This window comes from Streptomyces sp. JNUCC 64, from assembly GCF_054484115.1.
Map to the genome: position 1 here is coordinate 5454114 of NZ_CM137015.1, position 22278 is coordinate 5476391.

The following is a 22278-nucleotide window of genomic DNA, read 5'->3' on the forward strand; positions in this document are numbered from 1 at the left end:
GACCGGCGGACGGTGACGAGCGGCGACGGAACCGGCGGGTGGCGACGGACCGGCGGACGGACGCGGAACCGGGGAACAACCGGAGTCACCCTCCTGTTGTGCCCTGTCGAGGACGGGACCAGGACCAGGCCCCGGACGCAGGACGACGACGGGGCCGCCCGGTGCGCGGCTCCCCGGGAGGGCACAGGTGACAGGGGCAGTGGCGGCGAACGGCGACGGCGAAGGACATCCGCACGGCACGCACGGCACGCGGGGCGCGCCGGACGACCGCCCCGGCGGCCCGGACGGCATCCGTGGCCCCCGGAGGCCGGAGACCCCCGGCGGTCCCCGAACCCCGGAAAGCCCCGGAAGCCCCGGTGGCCCCGGAAGCCCCAGTGGTCCTGGTGGTCCCGGTGGTCCCTGGACGGAGGGAACGGTCCCCGCCAGCCCCGCCGACCTCCTCACCCCCGCCGAGGCCGAGGGCATCGTGGGCGTCCGGTACGGCACCGCCCCCGTCCCGCTGTCGGTGCTGGACCTGGTGACCGTCGGCGCCGGACACACCGCCACCGACGCGCTGCGCACCAGCGTGGACCTGGTGCGCGCCACCGAGCGGCGCGGCTTCCACCGCTACTGGGTGGCCGAGCACCACTCCATGCCCGGGGTGGCGTCCTCGTCCCCCGCCGTGATCCTGTCCCACCTCGCCGCGCACAGCCGCCGCATCCGCCTCGGCTCGGGCGGCGTCATGCTGCCCAACCACGCCCCGCTGGTGATCGCCGAGCAGTTCGGCACCCTGGAGGCGCTGGCCCCCGGCCGGATCGACCTCGGCCTGGGTCGCGCGCCGGGCACCGACGGCGCCACCGCCGCCGCGCTGCGCCGCACCGACCTGCCGGGCGAGGGCGCCGACGACTTCCCCCGGCAGGCCGCCGAACTGATCCGGTTCCTGGACGACGACTTCCCGCCCGGCCACCCCTACGCCCGGATCCACGCCGTCCCCGGCCCGGTGCAGGCCACCGCGCCCGGCGGAACCCAGTCCCCGCACCGGCCACCGGTCTGGCTGCTCGGCTCCTCCGGCTTCAGCGCCCGTCTCGCCGGTTCGCTCGGGCTGCCGTTCGCCTTCGCCCACCACTTCTCGGCCCGCAACACCATCCCCGCGCTCGACCTCTACCGCGAGGCGTTCCGGCCCTCCGCGACGCTCTCCGAGCCCTACGCCCTGATCGGGGTCTCCGCCCTCGCCGCCGACGACGCCCGCGAGGCCCGTCGCCAGGTGATGACGGCCGCCCTCAGCATGCTCCGGCTGCGCTCCGGCCGCCCGGGCCTGGTGCCCACCCCGGAGGAGGCGGAGCACCATCCGTACACCCCCATGGAGCGCGAGTTCGTCGAGACCTGGAACGCGGACGTGGTGCACGGCACGGCCGACGAGGTTCGGGCGGGACTGGACGGACTCCAGAAGCGCACCGGCGCCGACGAGTTGATGCTGGTCTCCAACGCCCACGGCGGCGCGGCCCGGCTCCGCTCCTACGAACTCATCGCCGACGCCTACGGGTTGCCGCGCGGCTGACGGCTGACGGCTGACGGCTGACCGCTCCGGACCGGCCGGAGCGGGAGCGGACCGGTGCACCGGTGGGCCGCCCCGTGCGACCTGACGGAACGTCCACCGGTTGGAGTATCGTGCGGACGCCAGTCCCGGCCCCGGAGCGTCACTCGCTCCGGGGCGTGGGTGATCCCGCCCGTGGGGGAGTCCGGCCCTCGCGCGGCCGACGCCGGAGGAGCCCGAACCCCCGTGGCCCACGCCCGCGCCCGCTCGGCTCCACCGCTCCCCGGCCGTGAGCGGGGGTGGTCGCCGGGATGGCGGGTCGCGAACTGAAGCCCTCCGACCACTCCAAGAAGGACGTGCGCCGGATCCTGGAGAAGTGGGTGGGCCGGGGGTGGACGCTCCAACGGGGAGGCCACTGGGGCAAACTCTCCTGTCCGTGCGGCGCCGGATGCACCGTCATCCCGGTCGCGGGCTCCCCCCGGAGCGAGGGGCACCACGCCCGCAAGATCGACCGCCTGGCGTCACGCTGCCCCTCCCCTCCTCCCGAACCGCCCCGCCGGGGCCCCGCCCGGCAACGGCGGGACCGGTCGCGGTGATTTCCTTCCCATCGCCCCGATTCCACCGTTGACGGATGTCAACAGGTCTGGGAACGTGGCGACGACCTAGGGGGCCGACCGACCATGGACTACGACTTCACCTTCGTCGTCTCCGGTGTGGACGTGGACGACCGGGCCGCCGTCGACGCCCTGCTGGAGCGCTGCGACGCGCTGCTGGCCCGGGCCGGTGGCGTCGACCTGCTGAGCGTCACCGGCTCCGGCGACTCCGCCCTGCGGGCGGCCCTGGACGCGGTGGCCGCCGCCCGCGCCGTCGTGCCGCACCTGCGGGCGCTCCGACTGGACCGCGATCTGGTGGGCGTCCACGAGATCGCCGAGCGGACGGGGCGCACCCGGCAGAACGTCAGCCAGTGGATCGCCGGTGACCGCAAGGCGAAGGGCGAGCCCTTCCCGACCGCCGAGGGCACGGTGGGCAGGTCACGGGCCTGGCTGTGGAGCGAGGTCAACCAGTGGCTCGCGACGCACGGCCTCGACGACGGGGCCGCGTACCCCACCAGGGCCGAGACGGCGGAGATCGACGTGGCGCTCGCCAACGCCGTCACCCTCCACTTCACCGCCGCCGACACCCCGGGCTTCCAGGCGGGCCGGGACAAGGTGATCGAGGACCTCCACCGCCACATCCCGGGGTTCATGAACTTCCTGGCGGGCCTCGACCACACCAAGGACCAGGACGGGTCCCACGTCCTGGTCGTCGCGGACCCGGCCGAGCCCGCCCGTGGCGTGATGGAACGCGTCTCGACCATCGGCCACGACGTCGTCCTCATCACCGCGGCCGACCAGTTCCTGGCCAGCGTGCTGTCCACCTACGCCCGCCCGAGACCGGCGAGGATCGTCACCGTGCCCGGCGACGCCACGGTCGGCGACTGGCTCGACCTGGTGCAGAAGAACCCGCAGGCCGCCTTCGCCCTGGAGCGCGCGACGGCGACCGAGGGGGAAGTCCCCTCCATCCAGCGGCGGTTGGCGATCGCCGCGTAGGCGTTCCGGGACCGGGAGCCCGGCACGGGACCGGGTGCCTCCCCGTCCGGGAACAGGGCCGGACCACCCCCGACGACCGACGCGTGAACCGTTTCCGGCCCAACGGGCAACAAGGGGCGTGCACACCGACACGCATCCGCATCCCGGAGACCAAGTGAACGGACCGCCCCCGGACGAGGGCGACGCGGACGTCGTCCGCCGGTCCCTGGAACACCCCGAGACCTTCACGCTCCTCTACGACCGGTACGCGCCCGACATCCACCGCTACGTCGCCCGGCGGCTCGGCGACGGGAGCGCCGACGACCTCACCGCCGAGACCTTCCTGATCGCCTTCCGCTCCCGCGCCCGCTACGACCTGACACGCGGGAACGCCCGGCCCTGGCTGTACGGCATCGCCGCCCGGCTCATCGGCAAGCAACGCCGTTCCGAGGTGAGGGCGTTGCGGGCACTGTCCCGGACCGGCACCGACCCGGTGGCCGAGTCCTGGGTGGAGCGGGCCGACAGCCGGGTCGTCGCCGAGGCGACCCGGGGCCCCCTCGCGGGAGCGCTCGCCGCGCTCTCCGCCGGTGACCGGCACGTGCTGCTGCTGGTGGCCTGGGCCGACCTCGGCTACGCCGAGGTCGCGGAGGCACTCGGCATCCCGCTCGGCACGGTCCGCTCCCGCCTCAACCGGGCCCGCCGCAAGGTCCGTTCGGCGCTGGGCGCCGACCCCGCATTCGCATACGACGCCACGGAGGCGATCAGCCATGGATGAGATGACGACGGTGCGCGCCTTCCGCGCGGACGCCCCGACCCCGGCCCGCGCCGACCTCGTGGCCGGTCGCGACCGGCTGCTCGACGAGACCACCGGCACCGCCCGGCGCGGGCGGCGACTCGGCGGCTGGGCCGCCGTCACCGCCTCCACCGCCGCCGTGGTGGCCGTGGCGCTCACCCTGACCCAGCTCACCGGGAACCCGTCGGGCGACGGGAACCCGCCCGGCGGCGGGGAACTCCGGCTGGACAACGCGGCGGCGGTCCTGGAGGCCGCCGCCACCGCCATCGAGGGCACCCGGCGTCCGGAGCCCCGGCCGGACCAGTGGGTCTACACGAAGGACTCCCACGGAGCGGGCCACCTCACCATCGGCTCAAGCATCGCCAGCACCAAGTGGATTCGCTACGACGGCGCCAAGGTGGCCTTCGTCTCGCCCTTCAAGGGCGAGATGACGATCAGGAAGATGAAGCTGAAGGACGACGAGCGCACCCCGCAGGAGTGGTACGCGCTCCTCGACTCGCTCCCGCAGGACCCGGAGGCCCTGCTGCGCACCCTGCGGGCGAAGAGCATCATCCACCCGAAGGGGAAGACCCAGGCGGAGCGGGACTTCACCGAGATCCGGGTGCTGCTCGGCAACTCCGCCGCGATGCCGGTGGACGTGCACGCGGCCCTGTACCGGGCGCTCGCCCGGATCCCGGGGGTGCGGACCGCCGATCGCCTGGTCAAGGACGCGCTCGGCCGCAAGGCGATCGCCGTGACCTTCATCCGCCCCAAGACAGGTGACCTCAACGATCGCAAGCGGCACGAAGTGTTGCTCGACCCGAAGTCGTACGAGCCGTTGGGAAGCCGGATCGTCGCCGCCGAGTCGTTCACCTGGAACGGCCTGGTCAAGAACGTCAAGAAGGGCGACCTGATCAGCGCCGTCGCGAACGTCTCCAGGATCGTCGACAAGCCCGGTCAGACCTCCTGAGCGCGCCCGCCGAGCCGTCGTGGAGCCGGTGGGTCCCGCGCGGCTGAGACCCCCGGCCGGTGGACGACCCGACTGCGTCACGGGGCCGGGTCCGCTTTCCCCGGTCGGGGGGCCGGGGAAAGCGGACCCCTCCGCCGCGGAGGCCGCCCTGGCGGGTGCGCGTCCGCCAAGGCGGCCTCAAGCCGTGCTGCCGGGCCTTCACGCACCAGCACCGTTCGTCGTACCGGATCAGGGCGGTCCCTGGACCCGGGTGACGGAAACGATGCGGACGGTGGTCGAGACGTAGTAGGAGACGACGCAGCCCCCCACCAACGCCTGGCGGTAGTCCTGCTCCTTGATGGCTCTTGACCCGGCGCCGTACGGATCCGTCGCGAGTTTGCGGACCTCCGTGTCGAAGGACCGGCGGACCCCCGAGGGGAGGGCCGCCACGGATGCGCGTGCCACGTCCGAGTACTGCACCCGGTAGGGGCCCGCGCTCAACTGATTGCCTCCATCGATCCGTCCAGGCCGGTGAAACCGCCGAAGTCGCCGCTCTTGAGCCGCTGGAGCATGGCCTCCTCCTCGTCCCGGGCTTCCGGGGGCAGCGACCAGCGGGCCGCGATGAGGGGGACATCGGTGATCGGCGCGGCCCCGATCTCCCGGTCGAACGCCTCCCGCTGGTCCTCGGGCAGAGCGGCCCGGATGCTGTCGAGGCTGGCGGGCAGGTCCACCGTCCGCCCGCCGATGTGTGTGCGCAACACGGGCTCGTCGCCCATGGGAGTACCCCTCTCGGTCTTCGATGACAGCGGCGCGGTCAGTCTTCCGCAGGCGCCCGGGGCGTGCGCGAAGCGGAATCCCCGCGCACGGGAGTGCGCCGCCGCGCACCACATCGCGCGCGCCCTACCGGGGCGGCCCCACCCGGGTTCCCAGCAGGGCCGGGATGCGGTCCGGGGCCAGCGGGCGGGAGTACAGCCAGCCCTGGCCGGTGTCGCAGCCGATGCGGCGCAGCCGGGACGCCTGGCTCGCGGTCTCCACGCATTCGGCGGTCACCGTGAGACCCAGCCGGTGGGCGAGGTGCACCAGGGCCTCGACGATCACCTCGTCGGCCGGGTTGGGGTGGGCCCCCTCCTCGTAGCGGAAGCCGCGTACGAAGGAGCCGTCCAGCTTGAGCGCCGACACCGGGAGACGGCTGAGGTAGGCGAGGTTGGAGTAGCCGGTGCCGAAGTCGTCGATGGCGATCCGCACGCCCATGTCGCTGAGCGCCTGCAACGCCTGGAGCGGGCGCCCCGCCGAGCCCATCACCGCCGACTCGGTCAGCTCCAGTTGCAGCAGCCCCGGGGCCAGTCCGGTCTCGGTGAGGATCGCCTCCACGTCCGCGACCAGGTCCGAGTCCCACACCTGGCGCACCGCCACGTTCACACTGACGAAGACCGGCGCGCTGCGCGGGTGGTCGAGCTGCCAGCGCCGGGCCTGGCGGCACGCCGTGCGCAGCACCCAGCGGCCTAGCGGCACGATCGCCCCGTCCTCCTCGGCCAGCCCGATGAACCGATTCGGCGTGAGGGTGCCGAACTGCGGGTGCTCCCAGCGCACCAGCGCCTCGACCCCGCGCAGGGCGCCGTCCCCGAGTCCGACCAGCGGCTGGTACTCCAGGGTGAACTCGCCGCGTTCCACCGCCGGGCGCAGGGTGGAGGCGAGTGCCTGCCGGGTCATCCGGTGGGCGTTGCGCTCCGGGTCGAACAGCGTCCAGCGGGCCTTGCCGTCGGCCTTGGCCCAGTACAGCGTGGTGTCGGCGGCCTGCATCAGCCCGGTCGCGGTGGTCCCGGCGGCCCGTCGCTCCACCACCCCGATGGAGGCGGATACCGACAGCCGCTGCCCGGCCAGGTCGAACGGTTCCTGGAGGGCGCGCAGCACGGTCCGCGCGAGGTCCGCGAGCTGCTCGGTGCCGGTGGAGTCCTCCACCAGCAGCGCGAACTCGTCGCCGCCCAGCCGGGCGGCCAGCGGGGTGGTGGCACGTGTGAGACCGGCTTCGTCGGCGCACCGGGTCAGCCGTTCGGCGACCGCCGCCAGCAGCCGGTCACCGATCCGGTGCCCGAGGGTGTCGTTGACGGCCTTGAACCCGTCGAGGTCCAGGTAGCAGAGCCCGATCCGGCCGGTGCCGGTGTCGTCGTACGCGCCGCTCTCCAGGGCTCCGGTGAGCCGCTCGAAGAACAGGGTCCGGTTGGGCAGCCGGGTCACCGGGTCGTGCATCTGGAGGTGGCGCAGCCGGGCCTGGAGCTCCCGGCGGGCGCTGATGTCGGAGACCGAGAGCAGCGCGGTGGCGGGGCCCGCCGGGCCGGGCAGCGGGGAGACGGTGATCCGGGCCCACATGGCGTGGCCGTCGGGGTGCTTGAGCCGTCTGCTGCACCGCAGCCGGGCCCGTCGTCCGCCCAGCACCTCCTGGTAGGCGTGCCAGATACGGGCGTCGGCGGCGAGGTCCACCAGTTCGGCGGCGGGCCGTCCGACCGGGTCGCCCTGGACGGTGGGCCGGGCGAACAGCGCGTGGAACGCGTCGTTCGCGGTCACCACCGTGCCGTCCGGGCCGACCGTGGCCATCGCCAGCGGCGCGCAGCCGAACGCGGCCCGGTACGGCTCGCCGGGCGACGGCACCGGACGCCGGGCGGGGGCCGCCGCCCGGTCGGGAGCCGCGTCGGGAGCCGTGGCGGGCGTCGCGGCGAGTGATGCGGTGGGGGGCGTGGTCGGTTCCGGGCCGCCGGGCGCGGGCTCCGGCGGGACGGTGGCACCGGGGACGGGAGCGGAAACGGGAACGGCGACCGGATCGGGGGCGGCGACCGGACGGGGGAGGGGGTCCCGGGCGGGGTCGGTCGCCGGGGGGCTGTGCGGGGCGCCGGACGGCGGGGTGCCGTCGGACGGCGACGGGGCGCTGTCGTGATGACGACTGTCCGTGACGGCCGGGGGGACACGGTCCGCCGTGTGCGCCGGACCTTCGGACGTTCCGCTCACCGCTCACTCCCGCAGTGTGTCGTTGCAGTCGTGCCTGGTCGTGCTCCGGACAACTCCCGGCCGGTGATGGATCGAACGCCTGGGCGAGGTCACTGGGGCCGGAATCACGCGGGAAAACAGGAAGATCATAGAGGCTGCTCCGGCGCGCGAGCCAGTCACACTCCGGAGCGCTCCGTCGTACGCCGGTGTGCTGAATCGTTCCTCCGCCCGAGCGGCGGCCGTCCCGCCAGGCCCGGCCGCCCATGACGCTCGGTGACCGCCCGAATGGCCCACGGCGGTCGGCGGCCCTCGTTCGCGACGGTCGGCCTTCCCCGGCCACGACCGGTCGGCTTTCCCCGGCCAGGGTGGACGGCGCCCCGCCCACGGTGGCCGGGGTCTCCATCCACGGCGGCCGGGGTGCCCGTCCATGGAGGCGAGGTCCGGAGGCCACGGCGGTTCCGTTGCCTCCGTCCACGGCGGTCCCGTGGTCTGTGCCCGCAGCGGTCGGCCGTCCCGCCCCCGGTGGGCGGCGGCCCCGTCCCCTCACCCGCCCGGGTCACTCCAACAGGGCACGGCACGGCGTTCCGGACCAGGGTGGATCCGGTGTCCCGCTGCCGTCCCCGGAGGTCGCCGTGCCCCCTCAGCTCCGTACCGGTCCCGCCGGTTCCCCGGGGGCGGGGCACGGGCGTTCCTGGGCGCGCGGCACCGCCGTCGTCACCTCGCTGGCCGCGCTGGTGGCCACCTCCCTGGTCGCGGGTCCGGCGGTGGCCGAGCCGCTCGCCGGTCCGTGCGCCCTGGAGCGCACCGACGCCCACCACTCGGAGGGCCTGGACACCTGGAACGGCTCCTATCCGCGTCCGGCGCGCGAGCTGACCGCGCTGATGGTCTTCCTGGCCTTCCCGGACGCCCGTCCGCTGACCTCCCCCGAGGAACTGGCCGCCGACTACTTCCCGGCCACCGACCGCTTCTACGCGCGGGCCTCGTACGGGAGGTTCACCCTGCGGCCGGAGCCGCGCGCCGACTGGATCACCATGCCGAAGCCGTCCACCGCGTACGCGATAGAGCGGGACTGGGACGCCCGGCACCGCACGGCCTATCTGCGGGACGCGGTGGCGGCGGCCGATCCCCGGGTGGACTTCGCCGACCACGACATCGTGTACTTCGTGGCCGACCCGGACGCGCCGGGCGTCGACTCGGACGCCACCAAGGTCGTCAACTTCGACCGTCCGCTCCGGGTGGACGGCGCCGAGCTGCGGCGGATCGTCACCGTCTTCGAACGCCATCCGCCGGACCGCAACGTCCTCGCCCATGAGACGGGCCACGTCTTCGACCTGCCGGACCTGTACCACCGGCCCTCCGACGGCGAGGGGGACTGGGACACCCATGTGGGGGACTGGGACGTCATGGGGAGCCAGTTCGGGCTGGCCCCGGACCCGCTCGCCTGGCACAAGTGGAAGCTGGGCTGGCTGGACCCGGACCAGGTGGTGTGCGTGGACGGCCGGGGCGAGGGGCCGGTGACGCTGGAGCCGGTCTCGGTGGGACCGGGCTCCGGGACGGAGTCGGGCGGCGCTCCGGCCGGGGCGGCGGCGGTGGCGGGGCCGGTGGCCCGGTCGGTCCTGCCGGAGGCCGGGACCGGACCGGCGGCGCGGCGGGCCGGGCCGGGGTACGGGACCAAGCTGGCGGTGGTCCGCACCGGCCGGACCACCGCGATCGCGGTGGAGGCCCGGGCAGCCGTCGGCAACGACCGTTCGACCTGCGCGGAGGGCGTACTGGTCTACCGGGTGCGCAGCGAGGCGGCGTCCGGGGACGGCCCGGTGCGGGTGGTCGACGGCCATCCGGGGACGGACGCCTGCCCGGACCGGTCGGTGTACCCGCCGCTCGCGGACGCCCCGCTTGGCGCGGGGGAGTCCCTGACGGTCACCGGGGAGCGGGTGCCGGTACGGGTGGAGGTGGGGGAGCGGACCCCGGAGGGGGAGTGGCCGGTGCGGATCTCCACCGACTGACGCCCGTCACCGGGACCGGGAAGGACGGGTCGGACCGGATCTGGGCCCGGGTTCGGGCCCAGGTCGGACCGGCCCGGGCGACGCGAAAGGCCCCCCGCTTCCGCGAGGGGCCTTCCACCGTCTGTGCGCCGCCAGGGACTCGAACCCCGGACCCGCTGATTAAGAGTCAGCTGCTCTAACCAACTGAGCTAGCGGCGCCTGCTGACGTCGTAGACATTAGCACCCAGGTCCGGCCGTGGCGAAATCGATGCGGTGGAGCCCTTCCGGGCGGTGGCGCGGGCGGCCCGGACGCAGGCCCAGAGCAGCACCTCGGGCCCCGGCAGCCAGGGGCGCCGGGTGTCCGGCGCCACCACCCAGCGGGAGCCGCCCGGCGTCTGGCCGGGGGCGGCGCGGCGGCCTGGGGCGGCCGGGCTGCTCGCCCCGGGCGCGACGGCGGTGGTGGTGGCGGTGGGGACGGGCGGCGCGGTCGGGGCCGGGGTCAGCGGGGGGACGGTCACCGCGTCGCCGGTGCCGTGGCAGAGCAGCGGCGGGACCTCGTCCAGTCCGGCGCCCCACTCCTCCCAGCGCAGCAGCGCGGGCAGCCGGTGGGCGGTGCCGGGCGCGGCGAACAGCAGGGTGCGGCCCCGGTGGGTGGCGACCGGCCCGGAGCCGGGTCCCTCGCCCCACAGCCGGTCGAGCAGCGCCCGTCCGAACAGCGCGGTGGTGTTCACCACGTCGAACGCGGTGCCGCAGGGCAGCACGAGCGGGGCCGCCGGACGGTCGGCCCAGCGGGCGAGGGTGTCCAGCGGATACGTTCCTGCGGAGGCGAGCCAGGCGGCGCCCGCCGAGGTGACGGCATCGGCGTCGTGGGGAGCGGTCCGGGCCGGGTGTCCGGGGGTGTGAGGGTGGCAGCTCATGGCCGTCATATCTACCCGGGGTGAGGAAGCAGTCTCCCTGAGTTGCCGGAACCGGGGACAGACGGGTTCGGGGTGGAGTATCTTGCCCGCCCGGCATATGACGAGAAGCCTTGCCGGGTGACGATGGCCCGGCGTCGGCTCCTCCGCGGGGCGCCCGGCCCGTGCGGCCGCTCTCGACGGGGCGCGTCAGGCGGGCTCGACGGGGCGCGTCGGGCGGGCGGGTCAGCCCTCGTCGGGGTGCGCGGCGCGCAGCAGATCGCGGCCGTAGTCGACCATCTTCCGCGCGTACTCCTCGCTCCACTGGGCGCGCTCGGCGATCGCCGCCGGGGTCAGCCGGTCGAACCGGCGCGGGTCCGCGAGCCGGGCGGCGGCGATCGCCTGGAACTCCATCGACCGGTCGGTGGCCGCGCGGAACGCGTGCGTCAGCTCCGTCGCCCGGGCCAGCAGCTGGCAGGGGTCCTCGATGGACTCCAGGTCGAAGAAGTGCTCGGGGTCCCCGGCCGCCGCCGTCGGCTCGAAGAGCAGCGGGGCGGGCCGCATCCGTCGCTCGGCGCGGACGGGTTCGGACTCCGACATCTGCTGCCTCCTCGGCGTTCTGCGCGCGCGGTGCGCCTGGACCGCCTCCCATTGTCCCCCGCCCCGCAAGACCGCCGCCCGGGGAGGCGTTCCGGCCGTTCAGGAGGCCGGTGTCCAGGGGACGCGGTGGTGGGAGAGGTGGTCCCAGGTCGTCATCATGGCGTCCCAGCCGTCCGGGAACTTCAGGGTGACGCCGAGCTGCACCGGCTCGGTCGAGGGGTGGTCGTCCAGCAGCCGGGTGACCCCGCCCCGGCAGACCACCACACAGGCGTGCCGGTGCCGGGAGGCCAGCACGCACAGCCGCCCCGTCTCCAGATGGAACGCGGTCGCGTCGGGGCGCCCCGACAGCGGGTGCAGCACCACCGTGACGTCGTACTCCCGGCCCTGGAGGCGGTTGGCGGTGTCCACGGTCACCCCGCTCACCCCCAGCCCGGCGAGCGCCGCCCGGACCGCCGCCGCCTGGTCGCGGTGCGCGGTGCCCACCGCGATCCGCCCGGCCGTCAGCGGCACCGGGTCCGGCCCCCGCTCCGAGACGGTCACCCCGCCCCGGTCCAGCAGTCTGCGCACCACCAGCGCCACCGCGTGCACGGCCTCCGGGTCGGTGCGCGGGGTGTGCCGTGGCGGCAGCTCCAGCAGCCCCCACCCGGACGCGGCGGCCTCGTCGATGACCCGGTCCGGCCCCGAACCGTCCGACGCCACCCCGAAGCCGAGGACGCGGTCCCCGGGCCCGGTACCGCTGCGGAACGGGGTGTACGGGTAGAACGCCGACGACACCAGCGGCGCCGCCGAGGCGGGCAGCCGCCAGGACACCGGCAGCCGGTGCTGCGGCAGCTCCGGGTTGTGCGCCAGCAGGGTGGACACCGCGCTCGCCGACGGGTCGTACGACAGCCCCGCCCACTGCTCGGCGCCCACGATCGAGAACGGGTCGAGCTGCCCCGGGTCCCCCACGAACAGCGCCCGCTCGAAGAGGTTCGCCACCGCCAGCAGCCCGTCCGAGCGCATCTGGTACGCCTCGTCGACGATCGCGTGCTCCCACGGCTCCACGTCCTTGACGTGCGCCCACTTGGCGGCCGTGGAGATCACCACGTCATGGGCCGCGAGGTCGGCGGCCTTCGTCGAGGTCCGCACCCCGGGCAGCGCGTCCAGGGCCTTGTCGTAGGCGTCCGGGTCGCTGCTGTGCAGCCGTCCCACCGGGACGTCCGGCGCCTTCTCGGCGAGCCGCAGCACCAGATCGTCCACCTGGGCGTTGGTCTGCGCCACCACCATCAACCGGCGGCCCGCCGCGACGAGTTCCAGCGCGGCGCGCACCACCAGCGTGGACTTCCCGGCACCGGGCGGGGAGTCCACCACGACGCCCCGGTGCGCCCCGCGCAGGGTGTCGCCGAGGATGGCCTCGGTGGCGCGGGCCGCCGCCGCGCCGGGGTCGTCCACCGTCTCGGGGGCGGCGGGGTGACGGACGCCGCTCTTGAGGGTCACAGGATGTCCTCTCCGGTCACCGGGTCCGGCGCCTCGGTGACGGCCTCGCCGGGCGGGCCGCCGTGGGTCCAGGGGGTGTGCTCCGGCTCGGGCAGCCGGGGGCCGCCGCGCTGGTCGTGCTCGAAGAGCGTCCAGCACAGCCGGTCGCCCTTCTCCGGGACGGAACCGGGCTCCGGCTCCCGGCCCCGGCCCATCCGGTCGGTGATCCGCAGGACGAGGGTCACCGTCCCGTCGTCCACGGCGCCGCCGTGCCCGCCGCCGTCGTGCTCGTGCCCGCTCGCCCCGGCCCGGCCGTCGGACGGCCCGGCCCCGGTTCCGCCGTCGGTGCCGTCCGGGGCCGCAGGGGCGCCGGGGGCGCCGGAGACGCTGGAGACGCCCGGGCCGCGGGGGCCGTCCGGGTCGCCCGGGTCGCCGGTGCCGTCCGGGCCGCCCGGGGGGCTGGAGGCGTCGTCCCGGGTCCCCGGGCCGTCCGGGGCGTCCGGTTCGGCGTACCCGACGAACTGCGCGGTCTGGGGCTTCCCGTTCAGCGAGCGGAACGCCTTCGCGCCCTCCGCCAGGTGCGGCCGGTCGGCGGTGCGCAGGTAGACCAGCGGGCGCGGGCTGACCCGCTTGCCCTCGCTGTACGCCATCACCGTCTCGGTCACCTCCCCCGCGAACGCCTCCCCGGCGAGTCGGCGGCCCGCCATCACCAGCGGGTCGTCCAGTGCCTCCTGGGCGTCCAGCCGGGCCTGCTCCCGCTCCCGGGCGGCCAGCTTGTGGGCGGCGGTGACCGCGTCGTCGCGGCGCGGCTGCGGGGGCTCGCCCGCCAGCACCCGGTCCCGGTGACTGGTGAACGACCAGCGGTCCCGGGTCCAGCGCTCCTCCACCCGGGCGCCCTCGGGCAGGGTGCACAGCAGGTCGAGGCCCCGCCACACCGCGTCCCAGGTGGGCCGGGTCCGGCTCACCACCAGGGCCCGCAGGGCGTGTTCGGCCTCCGTCAGGGCGCCGAGCCGGGCGTCGGCCGTCACCCCGTCCTCGGCCGCCGCGAGCGCCGTCCGGGCCCGGTCGTACCGTTCGATGGCGGGGGCGAGCAGCTTGTTGTCGAACGCCGGGTCGGTCGCCGGACCGGCCGGGGGATGCGTCAACTGCCCCTCGGCGTCCCGTTCCAGCTCCGCCCGCAGCGCCGCCTCGGCGCCCGGCACCCCCTCCGGCGGCTCCAGCCAGGCCAGCAGCGCCCCCAGGTGCTGGTCCTCCACCGAGGACTGCCCGGTCGCCCAGTGCCGCGCCAGCAGGTCCGTCATCGACAGCAGCAGCGAGGAGCCCGGCACCCGCGCCCGCTCCCCGAAGTGCGTCAGCCAGCGGCCCAGCAGCGGCACCCGGGGCGGCGCCGGATAGGGCGCCTCCGGGTCCTGCTCCACGGTCCGCCGGAACCGCATCGACCGGCCCAGCAGCCGGACGAAGTCCACACCGCCCCGGCTCGGCACGATGATCTGCGGGGCGTCCGCGCACAGTTCGGCCTCGACCTTGACCCGCTTGCCGGTCTCCGGGTCGGTCTCGTTCCGCTCCACCGTCTCCACCGTGCCGGCGAAGTCCTCGACGTACGGCAGGACCGCGTCGGCGAGGGCGGCGAGGAACGCGGAGCGCAGCTCCCGGTCCCGGGGCTGCGGCACGAACAGCACGCGCGGCGCGGTGCGTTCCGTCCCCACCAGGGCGGCGAGCGGGGCGCCCGCCTCACCGGCGGTGGTCAACGGGACGAGGACCAGGGGCCGTTCGGACACCTTGCGGTGCCGCACGGTCGCCAGGGGCTGCGCCCGCCCGCTGCGGACCGCCTCCAGCCGGGCGAGCTGACCGATCAGCGCCATGCGCGGCCTCCCCGGACCGGACGGACCGCACGGCGGACACCCGGCCGGACGGCACCGGGTGCCGTGCCGGGCGGACGGGCGGCGACGGGCGGGGTACCCGGTGGACGGACGACGGCGACCGGGGCCGCGCCGACGGAGGGTGCGCCCGCCGGAGGGACGGCCGTGGGTTGCGTACCGGGCAGGCGGACGGTCGTGGGCGTCGTACCGGACGGACGGACGGCGACGGGTGCCGTGCCGGGCGGGCGCACGGTACCGGGTGCCGTACCCGGCGGACGGACCGTCACGGGGGTCGTGACGTCCGGCACCGGACGGGCGCGGTGGGGCGCGTCGGGAGGGACGGGGCGGGCGCGACGGGTCCCGTCCGGCGCGGGGCTGACGCGGTGGGCGGCGGCCGGTACGGGACGGACGCGGTGGGTGGCGGCCGGTACCGGACGGGTGCGGTGGGCGGCGCCAGGTACGGGACGGACGCGGTGGGCGGTGCTCAGCACGGGGCGGCCCCCGTGCCGGCCAGCGCCTCGTCCCGCAGGGCCGCCGCGCGGCGCAGCGCCGCGACGGCCGGGTCCGCCGGGTCCCCGCACCGGCCCTCGGCGGCGGCGAGGACGTCCTCGACGGTGGTCAGTCCGCCCAGCTCGCCCCGGAGCGAGCGGCCGAGCGCGGTGACGGCGCCCGCCTCCCGGGCCCGGGACCGGCAGTGGAAGGCCAGCTCGCACGCCGACAGGCACTCCGGCGCGTACGCCGAGGGCACCGCCGCGACGGCCACGGCCAGACTCTCGCCCGGCTGCTCCACGTCGAAGGTGGTGCCCTCGGGCAGCGCCCGGGCGATGTCCTCGACCCGGGTGAGCCGGGCCAGCTGACGACGGGTCACCGACAGCTGCTTGCGGATGTCCACGGCCGCCGCGGCGGGCAGGTTGGAGAAGTCCTTGGGGCACACCAGCAGCGCCAGGTGCCCGACCTCGGGGGCGGCCGGGAGCCGGGCGGCGACCCGCTCCAGGGCCAGCGCGTAGACGGCGGCCTGCCGGGCCGCGGCGCCGACCTTCGCGGGCTCGGCGGACCCGTCGACCATCGGGAAGGACTTGATCTCCACGACGGACCAGCGCCCGTCGGGGTGCACCACGACCGCGTCGGGCTCCAGGAACACCGGGGTGCCCGCCACGTCCAGCGCCAGCATCGGATGGTCGAGCAGGGTCCAGACGCCCCGCGCCCCGGCCGCCTCGCGCAGTGCCAGCGCGGTCCGCGCCACCCGGGCCCCGGGCCCGCCCTCGGTGGAGAGCGGGGGCACCCGCACCGCGTCCCCCGCCGGGGCGGGGGCGGCCGGGTCCAGCCGTTCGTGGGCCAGCCGCAGCAGTCCGGCGCCGCCGTCGCCCTTCACCCGGGCCTCGAAGGCGTGCCCCCGGACGATGGCGAACTGGGACTGGCCGGAGACGGCGGGCGCCCCCAGCCGGGCGGCGACCCGTCCCTTGTCGACGCCCGCCCCGTCGAGGAGGGCGCGGCGGTCGCAGCCCGGGTTCACCGCGAGGGCGGCCAGGGACCGGGCGTCCATGGCCCTCGCGGGTGCCGGGCCGCGCAGCTCAGCGAGCCGGTGCCGGAGTGCCGTCCCTGGAGTCCGAGGGCCGGGCGTCCCGCTCGGCGGACTGCTGGCGCTGTCGGGGAATTCGCTCACCCGCCGCAGTCTGGCACTCGCCGCTGACAATCGGGGAACTTCCGGCCGTCCGGACGGCGTTCCGCGCCGCCCCGGCGGCCGTCACGGGCTCCGGAGCGGAGGGCGTGACGGGGTCCGGGGCGGGTGCGACGCCGGGCGTGGTGACGGGGTCCGGGGCGGGCGCGGTGGCGGGTGCCGCACCGGGCTCCGGGACGGGCGCCGTGGCGGATGCCCCGGCCGGTTCGGCTGCCGGTCCGCCGGCCGGGGCGTCCGCCGGTGCGCCGACCGGCCGTCCGACGGCGGACCGGAAGCGGGCTTCGAGCAGCGGCCGGGCCCGGTCCACCAGCCGCAGCGCGGGCCGGGTCAGCAGCAGTCCGGCGCCCATGACGGCGGCCCCGGCGACCGCGTCGAAGAAGTAGTGGTTGGCGGTGCCCATCACCACGATCGTCGTGATCAGCGGATACGCCACCGCCGCCGTGCGGATCAGCGGCCCCCGTCCGTACCGCCACATGATCACCCCGCACCACAGGGCCCAGCCCACGTGCAGGGACGGCATCGCCGCGTACTGGTTGGTCATCCCGCCCATGCCGCGCGGGGCGCTGGCCTCGGCGCCCCACCATCCGTAGACGCTGTACTGCGCCATGGTGTCGACGAAGCCGTGGCTCGCGTCGAGGAGGCGCGGGGGACAGGTGGGGACCAGGGTGTAGACGACGAGCCCGAGGAAGGTGGAGACCAGCAGCCAGCTGCGGGCCGCCCGGTAGCGGGCGCGGTCGGAGCGGAACAGCCAGACCAAGAGCACCGGGGTCACGGTGTAGTGCAGGGACGCGTACCAGAAGTCGGCCGGCACCCCGATCCAGGCGTGCTCCGTGAAGAGCCGGTTCAGCGGGTGTTCGGCGTTCAGCCAGAGTGCCTTCTCGGCCCGGAGTATCGCGAGCCCGTGGTCGACGGCGGTCGTCACGTCACCCCGGGCGAGCAGCCGTCCCGCGGTGTAGGCCAGGTAGAGCAGCACCACCAGTGGGATCTCGGTCCACCAGCGGCGCGGGCCGGTGGCACCGGGTGCCGTTCGGGTCCCCGTCCGGACGTCGGACGGTTCGCGCTTCGGCATCCAAGGTCTCCTCACTCCGTGCTCGCTCCCCGGCCGCCCGCCCACCCTACGGTGTACGGGGACTGGGCGAGGGCGGACGGTCCCGCTCGCCCAAGACGCCGTGACCGTCGGCGTGGTTGCGCCCCCGCGCGGCCCCCGGCCCCCCACCCGCCGTCCGGCGGAAGGCACCCCGGACGCTCCGCCGGACCTGCCGGACGGCAGACCGGGCGTTTCCGGGACACCCTGCCCGACATCCCCGGACGGGCCCGCCGGACGACTCCCGAGGGGCCCCGCCGGACACCTCCCGGACGCCTCCGGACCACCGCCCCCGGTGCCGTCCAGCACCGGCCGTCCGGTACCGACCGCTCGGCACCGACCGTCCGGCACCGGGTGGCCCCGGCCGGGTACGGGCCGCCGCTCCCCGGCGGTCCGTACCCGGCGGCCCGGTGAGGTCGGGCGCCGTATCCCGGTGCGGAACGCGGGACCGGGTGGCCCGGCGGGGCCGGGCGGCTCAGGCCGGGCGGGGCATCGCTGCGTACCGTTCCAGGAACCGGCCGATCCCCGCCGACCGGCGGTGCGGCAGCAGCACCCGGGCGGTCGCGGCCAGCATCGACTGGATCCGCGAGGACTGCACCTCGTCCAGCAGGGTCACCACCCGTTCCCCGGCCGCCGCTGCCTCGTCGGGGCGTCCCGCGCGGGCCAGGTCGTCCGCCAGCTCGGCGGTGTACAGCGCGGTGTTCCGGACGAAGTGCGGTTCCTGGAGCCGCACTGCGCGCTCCGCGTACCGGGCGGCGCGGGACCACTCCCCGAGCGCCGACCAGCACTGGGCCTCCAGCCCCGCCAGCTCCGCCTCCCCGTAGAACGACATCCACTCGGGATCCTCGCCCGAGCGCCCCCGTCCGAACAGGGCCTGCGCCCGGGCCAGCGCCCGGGCGCAGGCGGCGCGGTCGCCCAGCCCGGCCCAGCCGCCCGCCTCGCGCAGCGCCAGCAGCGACAGCAGCCGCGCCGACCCGATCCCCCGGGCGGCCCGCTGCGCGGCCTGCGCGGCCCGTACCGCCTCCCGGGGGCGGCCCGCGTCCCGGGCGAGGAAGGCGGTGTTGCAGAAGGCGTGCGCCTCGACGCCCGGGTCCCCGCAGACCCGGGCGGTCGCCAGGGCCTCCGCGTAGTGCGAGCGGGCGTCGTCGAACCGGCCGGAGTCATGGGCCAGCCAGCCCACCGAGAGGGCGAGTTCACCCGCGCCCGCGTGCAGCCGGTCGGCGGTGGAACGGCGGGTGGTGGTGGCGTCGAGGAGCTCGAACGCGGTCCGCAGCGGGACGGCGGCCCGCCGGTACAGGCCGTCCGCGCCGTGCCGGTCGTCCAGCACCCGGATGCGCCGCACGGCCTCCTCGACGGCCTCGGCCTCCGCGACCCCGGCCCGGGTGGAGCCCCGGTCCGGGCTCCGGCCCAGGGCGGACAGCGGTCCGAGCGGTCCGGTGGCGGCCGAGGCCGCTCCGGACGGTCCCAGGGACGCGGCCACGGTGACCGTTCCGCCGGTCATGAACGCGCGACGCCGCACGTCGCTCTCCTCGGGGTCCCGGCTCGCGGGGGCCGCGAGCCTGCTGGTGGATGGGCCGGTTCGACCGGCGGGGCGGGGCGGACGGGGTGCGTGGGGCGGTCGGGGGGGAGGCGGACGGTGGGGGGCGTCGGCCCGTCGACGCTGACCGGGTCCGTCGCTTCGGCCGACCGGTTCGGCCAGGTCGGCCAGGTCGGCCAGGTCGGCCAGGTCGGCCCGGTCGGAGCGGCCAGGGTGGTCGGAGCGGTCGGAGCGGCCAGGGTGGTCGGAGCGGTCCGAGCGGTCCGAGAGGCCCGGGCGGGCCGGGAGATCGGCGCGGTCCGGGCGGGCCGGGCGGTCAGCGGGGCCGTCCCGGTCGGGCCGGGCCGGATGCTCCGGAGGGTCGGGCGTCCGGGCCGACCGGCCGCGTACCGTCGCGCGGGGGGCGAAGCCCAGGTCGGTGAGCGCGCGGCCGGGGAACATGTGCAGGAAGACGCGCTCGTAGGCGTAGTTGGGGCAGCGGATCTCCCCGGCCTCCACCCGTCCGATGTAGCGGGCGTCGCAGCTGACCCGTTCCCCGATCTCCCGGGCCGCCCGTCGCACCGCCGCCGCGAACTCCCCGGGCGAGCGGGCCCCGCGCAGCTCCCGGAAGACGGTGTTCGCCCGGGGCGCTTGGCCCCCCGGGGGGAGCGCCGCCGGTGCGGGGACGGTCCGCCCGCCGCCCACCGGCGCCGCCCGCGCGGCGGGGGACGGCGGCGGCTGGGCGGTGCGGTGCGGTGCGGTCGGCGATGTGGGGGACTGCCTCGGTGACGACACCATGGCCGGAACCTCTCGTGCGGTCGTGCCGGAGTCCGCCGGGGCGCCGGTCCGGAACCGCTGGTCCCGTACCGTGCGACCCACCCGTCCGGCGGAGCACGAACGTACCCGCTGTGATCGAGTCACCACACAGCGTTTACGTACAAAACGGATATCCCACCCGTGATCTGCCATGAACCGCCATGCAATGCGGCGGCGTGGCGCCGTAGCCGTTGACGCGATCCGCCCGTTGAACCGGCCGGACGGGGAGCCAGCCGTCAGCGAACCGCTCGACCGAGGAGGGGTTTTCCGTGTGGGAGGCCGGGGTGGAACCCAGCGCGCCCGTCGCGCCGGAGGGGGCGGCGGACCAGCCGGGCGGGGAGCCGTCCCGTCCCCCGGGGGCGGGTGGCGAGCGGGTGGCGCACCCGCCGGAACGGTCCGCCGTCGACGGGTGCGACCTGGTGACGGTGCCCGTCCGGCAGGGGCTGGAGGCGGTGGACATCCTGCGCCGGGGCGCCGTCGGCGCGGTCGGCCCGGTCCTCCACGACGACAGCCGCCACACCCTCTGCTTCCTGGTGCCGCCGGGCACCGCGGACGGCTGGGACCTCCCCGGCAGCGCCTGCGTCCGCACCGACGGCCGGGGCGTCCCCGTCACCGCCCTCCCGGCCGCCGGGGGTGACGGGGACGCCCCCGCCCTCCCGGCCGCCGGGAACGACCTCGACGGCGCCTCCGCTCCCGGCACCGGATGGCTGCTGCCGCCCGTCACCGCCGGACGGGTCACCGACCCCGTGGTGCTGAGGGAGGCGCTCGGTCAGGCCGCCCGGCTGATCGAGGCCGCCGACGACTGCCGCTGAGCGTTCCCCCGAGGGCGATCGTCGCTGAGCGTCCCCTCCTCGGGGCGAGGCCGACGGGCACCCCGGGGGTCGGCGGTGGGCACCCCTCCTCCCGGCGCGTCCGTCCGTCCGTCCCTCCGTCAGCCTCCCCGGCGCGTCCACCAGTCCCTCCGTCAGCCCCGGCTCGTCCGTCAGCACCCCTGGCCATCCGCCCGTCGCCCCCTGCCCGTCGCCCCCCCCGGGCCATCCGCCCGTCCGCCTTCCGGCCCCCCACCGGTCCGCCCCCGGTCATCCGCCCCGTCCGGCCCGCCGCGCCGGGTGCCGGACGCCCCGGCGATAATGGCCGCATGGCGCGCGCACGGGCGAAGGAGAAGGAGCGGGGCCGCCGGGAGCGGCGGGAACCGCGGGGCGCGGACGTCGACGGCGGCCGGGCCGAACTGCTGCCCGACCCCGACCGGCCCCGGGCCTGGACCCTGCTCATCGACGGCGCCCCGCAGTCGTACGTGGACCTGGACGACCCCGCCCGCCTCGCCTTCGAGTACCAGCGCAGACTCGGTCACGTCATCGACCTGGCCGCCCCGCCCGGCCGCCCCCTGAAGGTGCTGCACCTCGGCGGCGGAGCCTTCACCCTCGCCCGCTACACGGCCACCACCCGGCCCCGCTCCACCCAGCAGGTCGTGGAACGGGACGCCGCCCTCGTCGCGTTCGTCCGCGCGGAACTCCCCCTCGACCAGGGCGCGCGGATCCGGGTCCGGACGGCGGACGCGCGCGAGGCCCTCGGCAGGCTGCCCGACGGCTGGGCCGACCTGGTCATCGCGGACGTCTTCAGCGGCGCCCGCACCCCCGCCCACCTCACCAGCCTCGAATTCGTGGGGGAGGTGCGACGGGTGCTGGCCCCCGACGGGCGCTACGCGGCGAACGTCGCCGACGGCGGTCCGCTCGCCCATCTGCGGGGCCAGGTCGCCACGGTGGGCGCCGTCCTCCCCGAACTCGCCCTGCTCGCGGAGGCGCCGGTGCTGCGCGGCCGACGGTTCGGCAACGCGGTCCTCGTCGCCTCCGCCGTCCCGCTGCCGGTCCCGGAACTCACCCGTCGCGCGGCCACCGACCCCCACCCGGCCCGGGTGGAACACGGGCGCGCGCTCGGGGACTTCGCCGCGGGCGCCGTCCCGGCCCGGGACGCCAACGCCACCCCGTCCCCGGCACCGCCGCCCGGCGCCTTCCGTTGAGGGAGCGCTCCCGCGGCGCTACTCGTAGTTGTTGATCTCCACATTGGGTGCCCCGTTGTGCCAGAGGCACGACACCGAGATGACCCGCCCGGACTCGGTGGCGGTGAAGTCGACCCGGATCCACTTCATTCCAGGCTCCTTCCACGCCTGCATCGACCAGCCGGGGGCGGGCTTCGCGGAGACCAGCTTCGCGGAGACCACCCCGAGGTCGAACACCACCCGGCCGCCCTCGGTGGGATAGCTCTTGATGTTGCTCGGGGCGGATTCCGCCGAACCCATCGGTTTGGAGTCGCCCGTGGAGGACTCCTTGGAAGGCTTGCCCTGGCCCGACGGGGAGCCCTTGGCGGGCTCGGTGGCCGGAGGGCGGTCCCGGTCCGGGGTGCCGCCCTTCCCGGTGGTGGCGGGCGGCGTGCCGCCGCTCTTCGACCGAGGGGCCTGCGGGGGCGGCGTGGGGCGCTCGCCCGCGGCGACCCGAGGCCGCTCTTCCTCGTCGTCGTCCTCGTCGTCGTCCAGGTCCGGGAGCGGCAGTGACAACGGAGGCCCGTTGACAGTGCTGGACATAACGGTGTGGACGCCCCACCACGACAGCGAGACCGC

19 protein-coding genes and 1 tRNA gene are annotated in these 22278 nt (G+C 76.1%); 8 read left to right on the top strand and 12 right to left on the bottom strand.

Features of this window, described 5'->3' with window-relative positions; translation table 11 throughout:
* Nucleotides 1–463 precede the first annotated feature (463 nt).
* From ACVWNX_RS22705 to ACVWNX_RS22725, 5 genes are all read left to right on the top strand, one after another.
* Nucleotides 464–1537 (top strand): LLM class flavin-dependent oxidoreductase, encoded by a 1074-nt coding sequence (locus ACVWNX_RS22705; RefSeq protein ID WP_454414890.1) that lies wholly within the window; start codon nucleotides 464–466, stop codon nucleotides 1535–1537.
* Nucleotides 1538–1824: 287 nt separating this feature from the next.
* The gene (locus ACVWNX_RS22710) at nucleotides 1825–2109 is read left to right on the top strand and encodes a hypothetical protein (RefSeq protein WP_454409457.1); all 285 of its coding nucleotides are present in this window, start codon (nucleotides 1825–1827) and stop codon (nucleotides 2107–2109) included.
* An 84-nt stretch (nucleotides 2110–2193) separates the two neighbouring features.
* Entirely contained in the window at nucleotides 2194–3102 is a 909-nt protein-coding gene (locus ACVWNX_RS22715; protein ID WP_454409458.1) for a helix-turn-helix transcriptional regulator, read from the top strand.
* A gap of 154 nt (nucleotides 3103–3256) precedes the next feature.
* A complete protein-coding gene (locus ACVWNX_RS22720) occupies nucleotides 3257–3856 on the top strand; it encodes an RNA polymerase sigma factor (protein ID WP_454409460.1) in 600 nt (199 codons plus the stop codon).
* The gene (locus tag ACVWNX_RS22725) at nucleotides 3849–4823 is read left to right on the top strand and encodes a CU044_5270 family protein (protein WP_454409462.1); all 975 of its coding nucleotides are present in this window, start codon (nucleotides 3849–3851) and stop codon (nucleotides 4821–4823) included. The genes ACVWNX_RS22720 and ACVWNX_RS22725 overlap by 8 nt, the downstream gene beginning before the upstream one ends.
* 228 nt (nucleotides 4824–5051) lie before the next feature.
* Here ACVWNX_RS22725 and ACVWNX_RS22730 read toward each other — a convergent pair whose 3' ends face one another.
* The 3 genes from ACVWNX_RS22730 to ACVWNX_RS22740 form a co-directional block, all read right to left on the bottom strand.
* Complete coding sequence (locus ACVWNX_RS22730) at nucleotides 5052–5303, bottom strand: type II toxin-antitoxin system RelE family toxin (RefSeq protein ID WP_454409463.1); 252 nt, start codon at nucleotides 5301–5303, stop codon at nucleotides 5052–5054.
* A complete protein-coding gene (locus ACVWNX_RS22735) occupies nucleotides 5300–5578 on the bottom strand; it encodes a hypothetical protein (RefSeq protein WP_454409465.1) in 279 nt (92 codons plus the stop codon). The genes ACVWNX_RS22730 and ACVWNX_RS22735 overlap by 4 nt, the downstream gene beginning before the upstream one ends.
* A gap of 124 nt (nucleotides 5579–5702) precedes the next feature.
* Nucleotides 5703–7802: a putative bifunctional diguanylate cyclase/phosphodiesterase gene (locus ACVWNX_RS22740; RefSeq protein WP_454409467.1), complete on the bottom strand. Its 2100-nt coding sequence runs from the start codon at nucleotides 7800–7802 to the stop codon at nucleotides 5703–5705.
* Nucleotides 7803–8413: 611 nt separating this feature from the next.
* Between ACVWNX_RS22740 and ACVWNX_RS22745 the strand changes: the two genes are divergently transcribed.
* On the top strand, nucleotides 8414–9784 hold the full coding sequence (locus ACVWNX_RS22745) for a M6 family metalloprotease domain-containing protein (RefSeq protein WP_454409469.1): 1371 nt from the start codon (nucleotides 8414–8416) through the stop codon (nucleotides 9782–9784).
* Between the two features lie 124 nt (nucleotides 9785–9908).
* Here the strand turns inward: ACVWNX_RS22745 and ACVWNX_RS22750 are convergent.
* From ACVWNX_RS22750 to ACVWNX_RS22785, 8 genes are all read right to left on the bottom strand, one after another.
* Nucleotides 9909–9982: transfer RNA gene (locus tag ACVWNX_RS22750), tRNA-Lys, on the bottom strand.
* Nucleotides 9973–10680: a hypothetical protein gene (locus ACVWNX_RS22755; protein ID WP_454409471.1), complete on the bottom strand. Its 708-nt coding sequence runs from the start codon at nucleotides 10678–10680 to the stop codon at nucleotides 9973–9975. The genes ACVWNX_RS22750 and ACVWNX_RS22755 overlap by 10 nt, the downstream gene beginning before the upstream one ends.
* 222 nt (nucleotides 10681–10902) lie before the next feature.
* Entirely contained in the window at nucleotides 10903–11256 is a 354-nt protein-coding gene (locus tag ACVWNX_RS22760; protein ID WP_454409473.1) for a hypothetical protein, read from the bottom strand.
* Nucleotides 11257–11355: 99 nt separating this feature from the next.
* On the bottom strand, nucleotides 11356–12732 hold the full coding sequence (locus ACVWNX_RS22765) for an AAA domain-containing protein (RefSeq protein ID WP_454409474.1): 1377 nt from the start codon (nucleotides 12730–12732) through the stop codon (nucleotides 11356–11358).
* The gene (locus ACVWNX_RS22770; protein ID WP_454409475.1) at nucleotides 12729–14573 is read right to left on the bottom strand and encodes a hypothetical protein; all 1845 of its coding nucleotides are present in this window, start codon (nucleotides 14571–14573) and stop codon (nucleotides 12729–12731) included. Before ACVWNX_RS22770 ends, ACVWNX_RS22765 begins: the two co-directional genes overlap by 4 nt.
* 481 nt (nucleotides 14574–15054) lie before the next feature.
* Entirely contained in the window at nucleotides 15055–16113 is a 1059-nt protein-coding gene (locus ACVWNX_RS22775) for a hypothetical protein (RefSeq protein ID WP_454409477.1), read from the bottom strand.
* 28 nt (nucleotides 16114–16141) lie between these two features.
* Nucleotides 16142–17317, bottom strand: a complete 1176-nt coding sequence (locus ACVWNX_RS22780; RefSeq protein ID WP_454409479.1) for a phosphatase PAP2 family protein — start codon at nucleotides 17315–17317, stop codon at nucleotides 16142–16144.
* 490 nt (nucleotides 17318–17807) lie between these two features.
* Nucleotides 17808–19646, bottom strand: coding sequence for a tetratricopeptide repeat protein (locus tag ACVWNX_RS22785; protein ID WP_454409481.1), 1839 nt, complete (start codon nucleotides 19644–19646; stop codon nucleotides 17808–17810).
* Nucleotides 19647–19948: 302 nt separating this feature from the next.
* On the opposite strand from ACVWNX_RS22785, the gene ACVWNX_RS22790 reads away from it, so the two are divergent.
* Both ACVWNX_RS22790 and ACVWNX_RS22795 read left to right on the top strand, forming a co-directional pair.
* Nucleotides 19949–20476: a hypothetical protein gene (locus ACVWNX_RS22790; RefSeq protein WP_454409483.1), complete on the top strand. Its 528-nt coding sequence runs from the start codon at nucleotides 19949–19951 to the stop codon at nucleotides 20474–20476.
* 326 nt (nucleotides 20477–20802) lie between these two features.
* Nucleotides 20803–21681 carry a spermidine synthase gene (locus ACVWNX_RS22795; protein WP_454409484.1) on the top strand — a complete coding sequence of 293 codons (879 nt, stop codon included), beginning with the start codon at nucleotides 20803–20805 and terminating at the stop codon, nucleotides 21679–21681.
* An 18-nt stretch (nucleotides 21682–21699) separates the two neighbouring features.
* On the opposite strand, the gene ACVWNX_RS22800 is transcribed toward ACVWNX_RS22795, so the two are convergent.
* Entirely contained in the window at nucleotides 21700–22215 is a 516-nt protein-coding gene (locus tag ACVWNX_RS22800; RefSeq protein ID WP_454409486.1) for a hypothetical protein, read from the bottom strand.
* Nucleotides 22216–22278 lie beyond the last annotated feature (63 nt).

Excerpts from the sequence above, each read along its gene's own strand:
- ACVWNX_RS22710 (WP_454409457.1), top strand. The coding sequence starts at position 1,825 with ATGGCGGGTCGCGAACTGAAGCCCTCCGACCACTCCAAGAAGGACGTG.
- ACVWNX_RS22715 (WP_454409458.1), top strand. The coding sequence starts at position 2,194 with ATGGACTACGACTTCACCTTCGTCGTCTCCGGTGTGGACGTGGACGAC.
- ACVWNX_RS22725 (WP_454409462.1), top strand. The coding sequence starts at position 3,849 with ATGGATGAGATGACGACGGTGCGCGCCTTCCGCGCGGACGCCCCGACC.
- ACVWNX_RS22735 (WP_454409465.1), bottom strand. The coding sequence starts at position 5,578 with ATGGGCGACGAGCCCGTGTTGCGCACACACATCGGCGGGCGGACGGTG.
- ACVWNX_RS22755 (WP_454409471.1), bottom strand. The coding sequence starts at position 10,680 with ATGAGCTGCCACCCTCACACCCCCGGACACCCGGCCCGGACCGCTCCC.
- ACVWNX_RS22760 (WP_454409473.1), bottom strand. The coding sequence starts at position 11,256 with ATGTCGGAGTCCGAACCCGTCCGCGCCGAGCGACGGATGCGGCCCGCC.
- ACVWNX_RS22770 (WP_454409475.1), bottom strand. The coding sequence starts at position 14,573 with ATGGCGCTGATCGGTCAGCTCGCCCGGCTGGAGGCGGTCCGCAGCGGG.
- ACVWNX_RS22775 (WP_454409477.1), bottom strand. The coding sequence starts at position 16,113 with ATGGACGCCCGGTCCCTGGCCGCCCTCGCGGTGAACCCGGGCTGCGAC.
- ACVWNX_RS22780 (WP_454409479.1), bottom strand. The coding sequence starts at position 17,317 with ATGCCGAAGCGCGAACCGTCCGACGTCCGGACGGGGACCCGAACGGCA.
- ACVWNX_RS22785 (WP_454409481.1), bottom strand. The coding sequence starts at position 19,646 with ATGGTGTCGTCACCGAGGCAGTCCCCCACATCGCCGACCGCACCGCAC.
- ACVWNX_RS22795 (WP_454409484.1), top strand. The coding sequence starts at position 20,803 with ATGGCGCGCGCACGGGCGAAGGAGAAGGAGCGGGGCCGCCGGGAGCGG.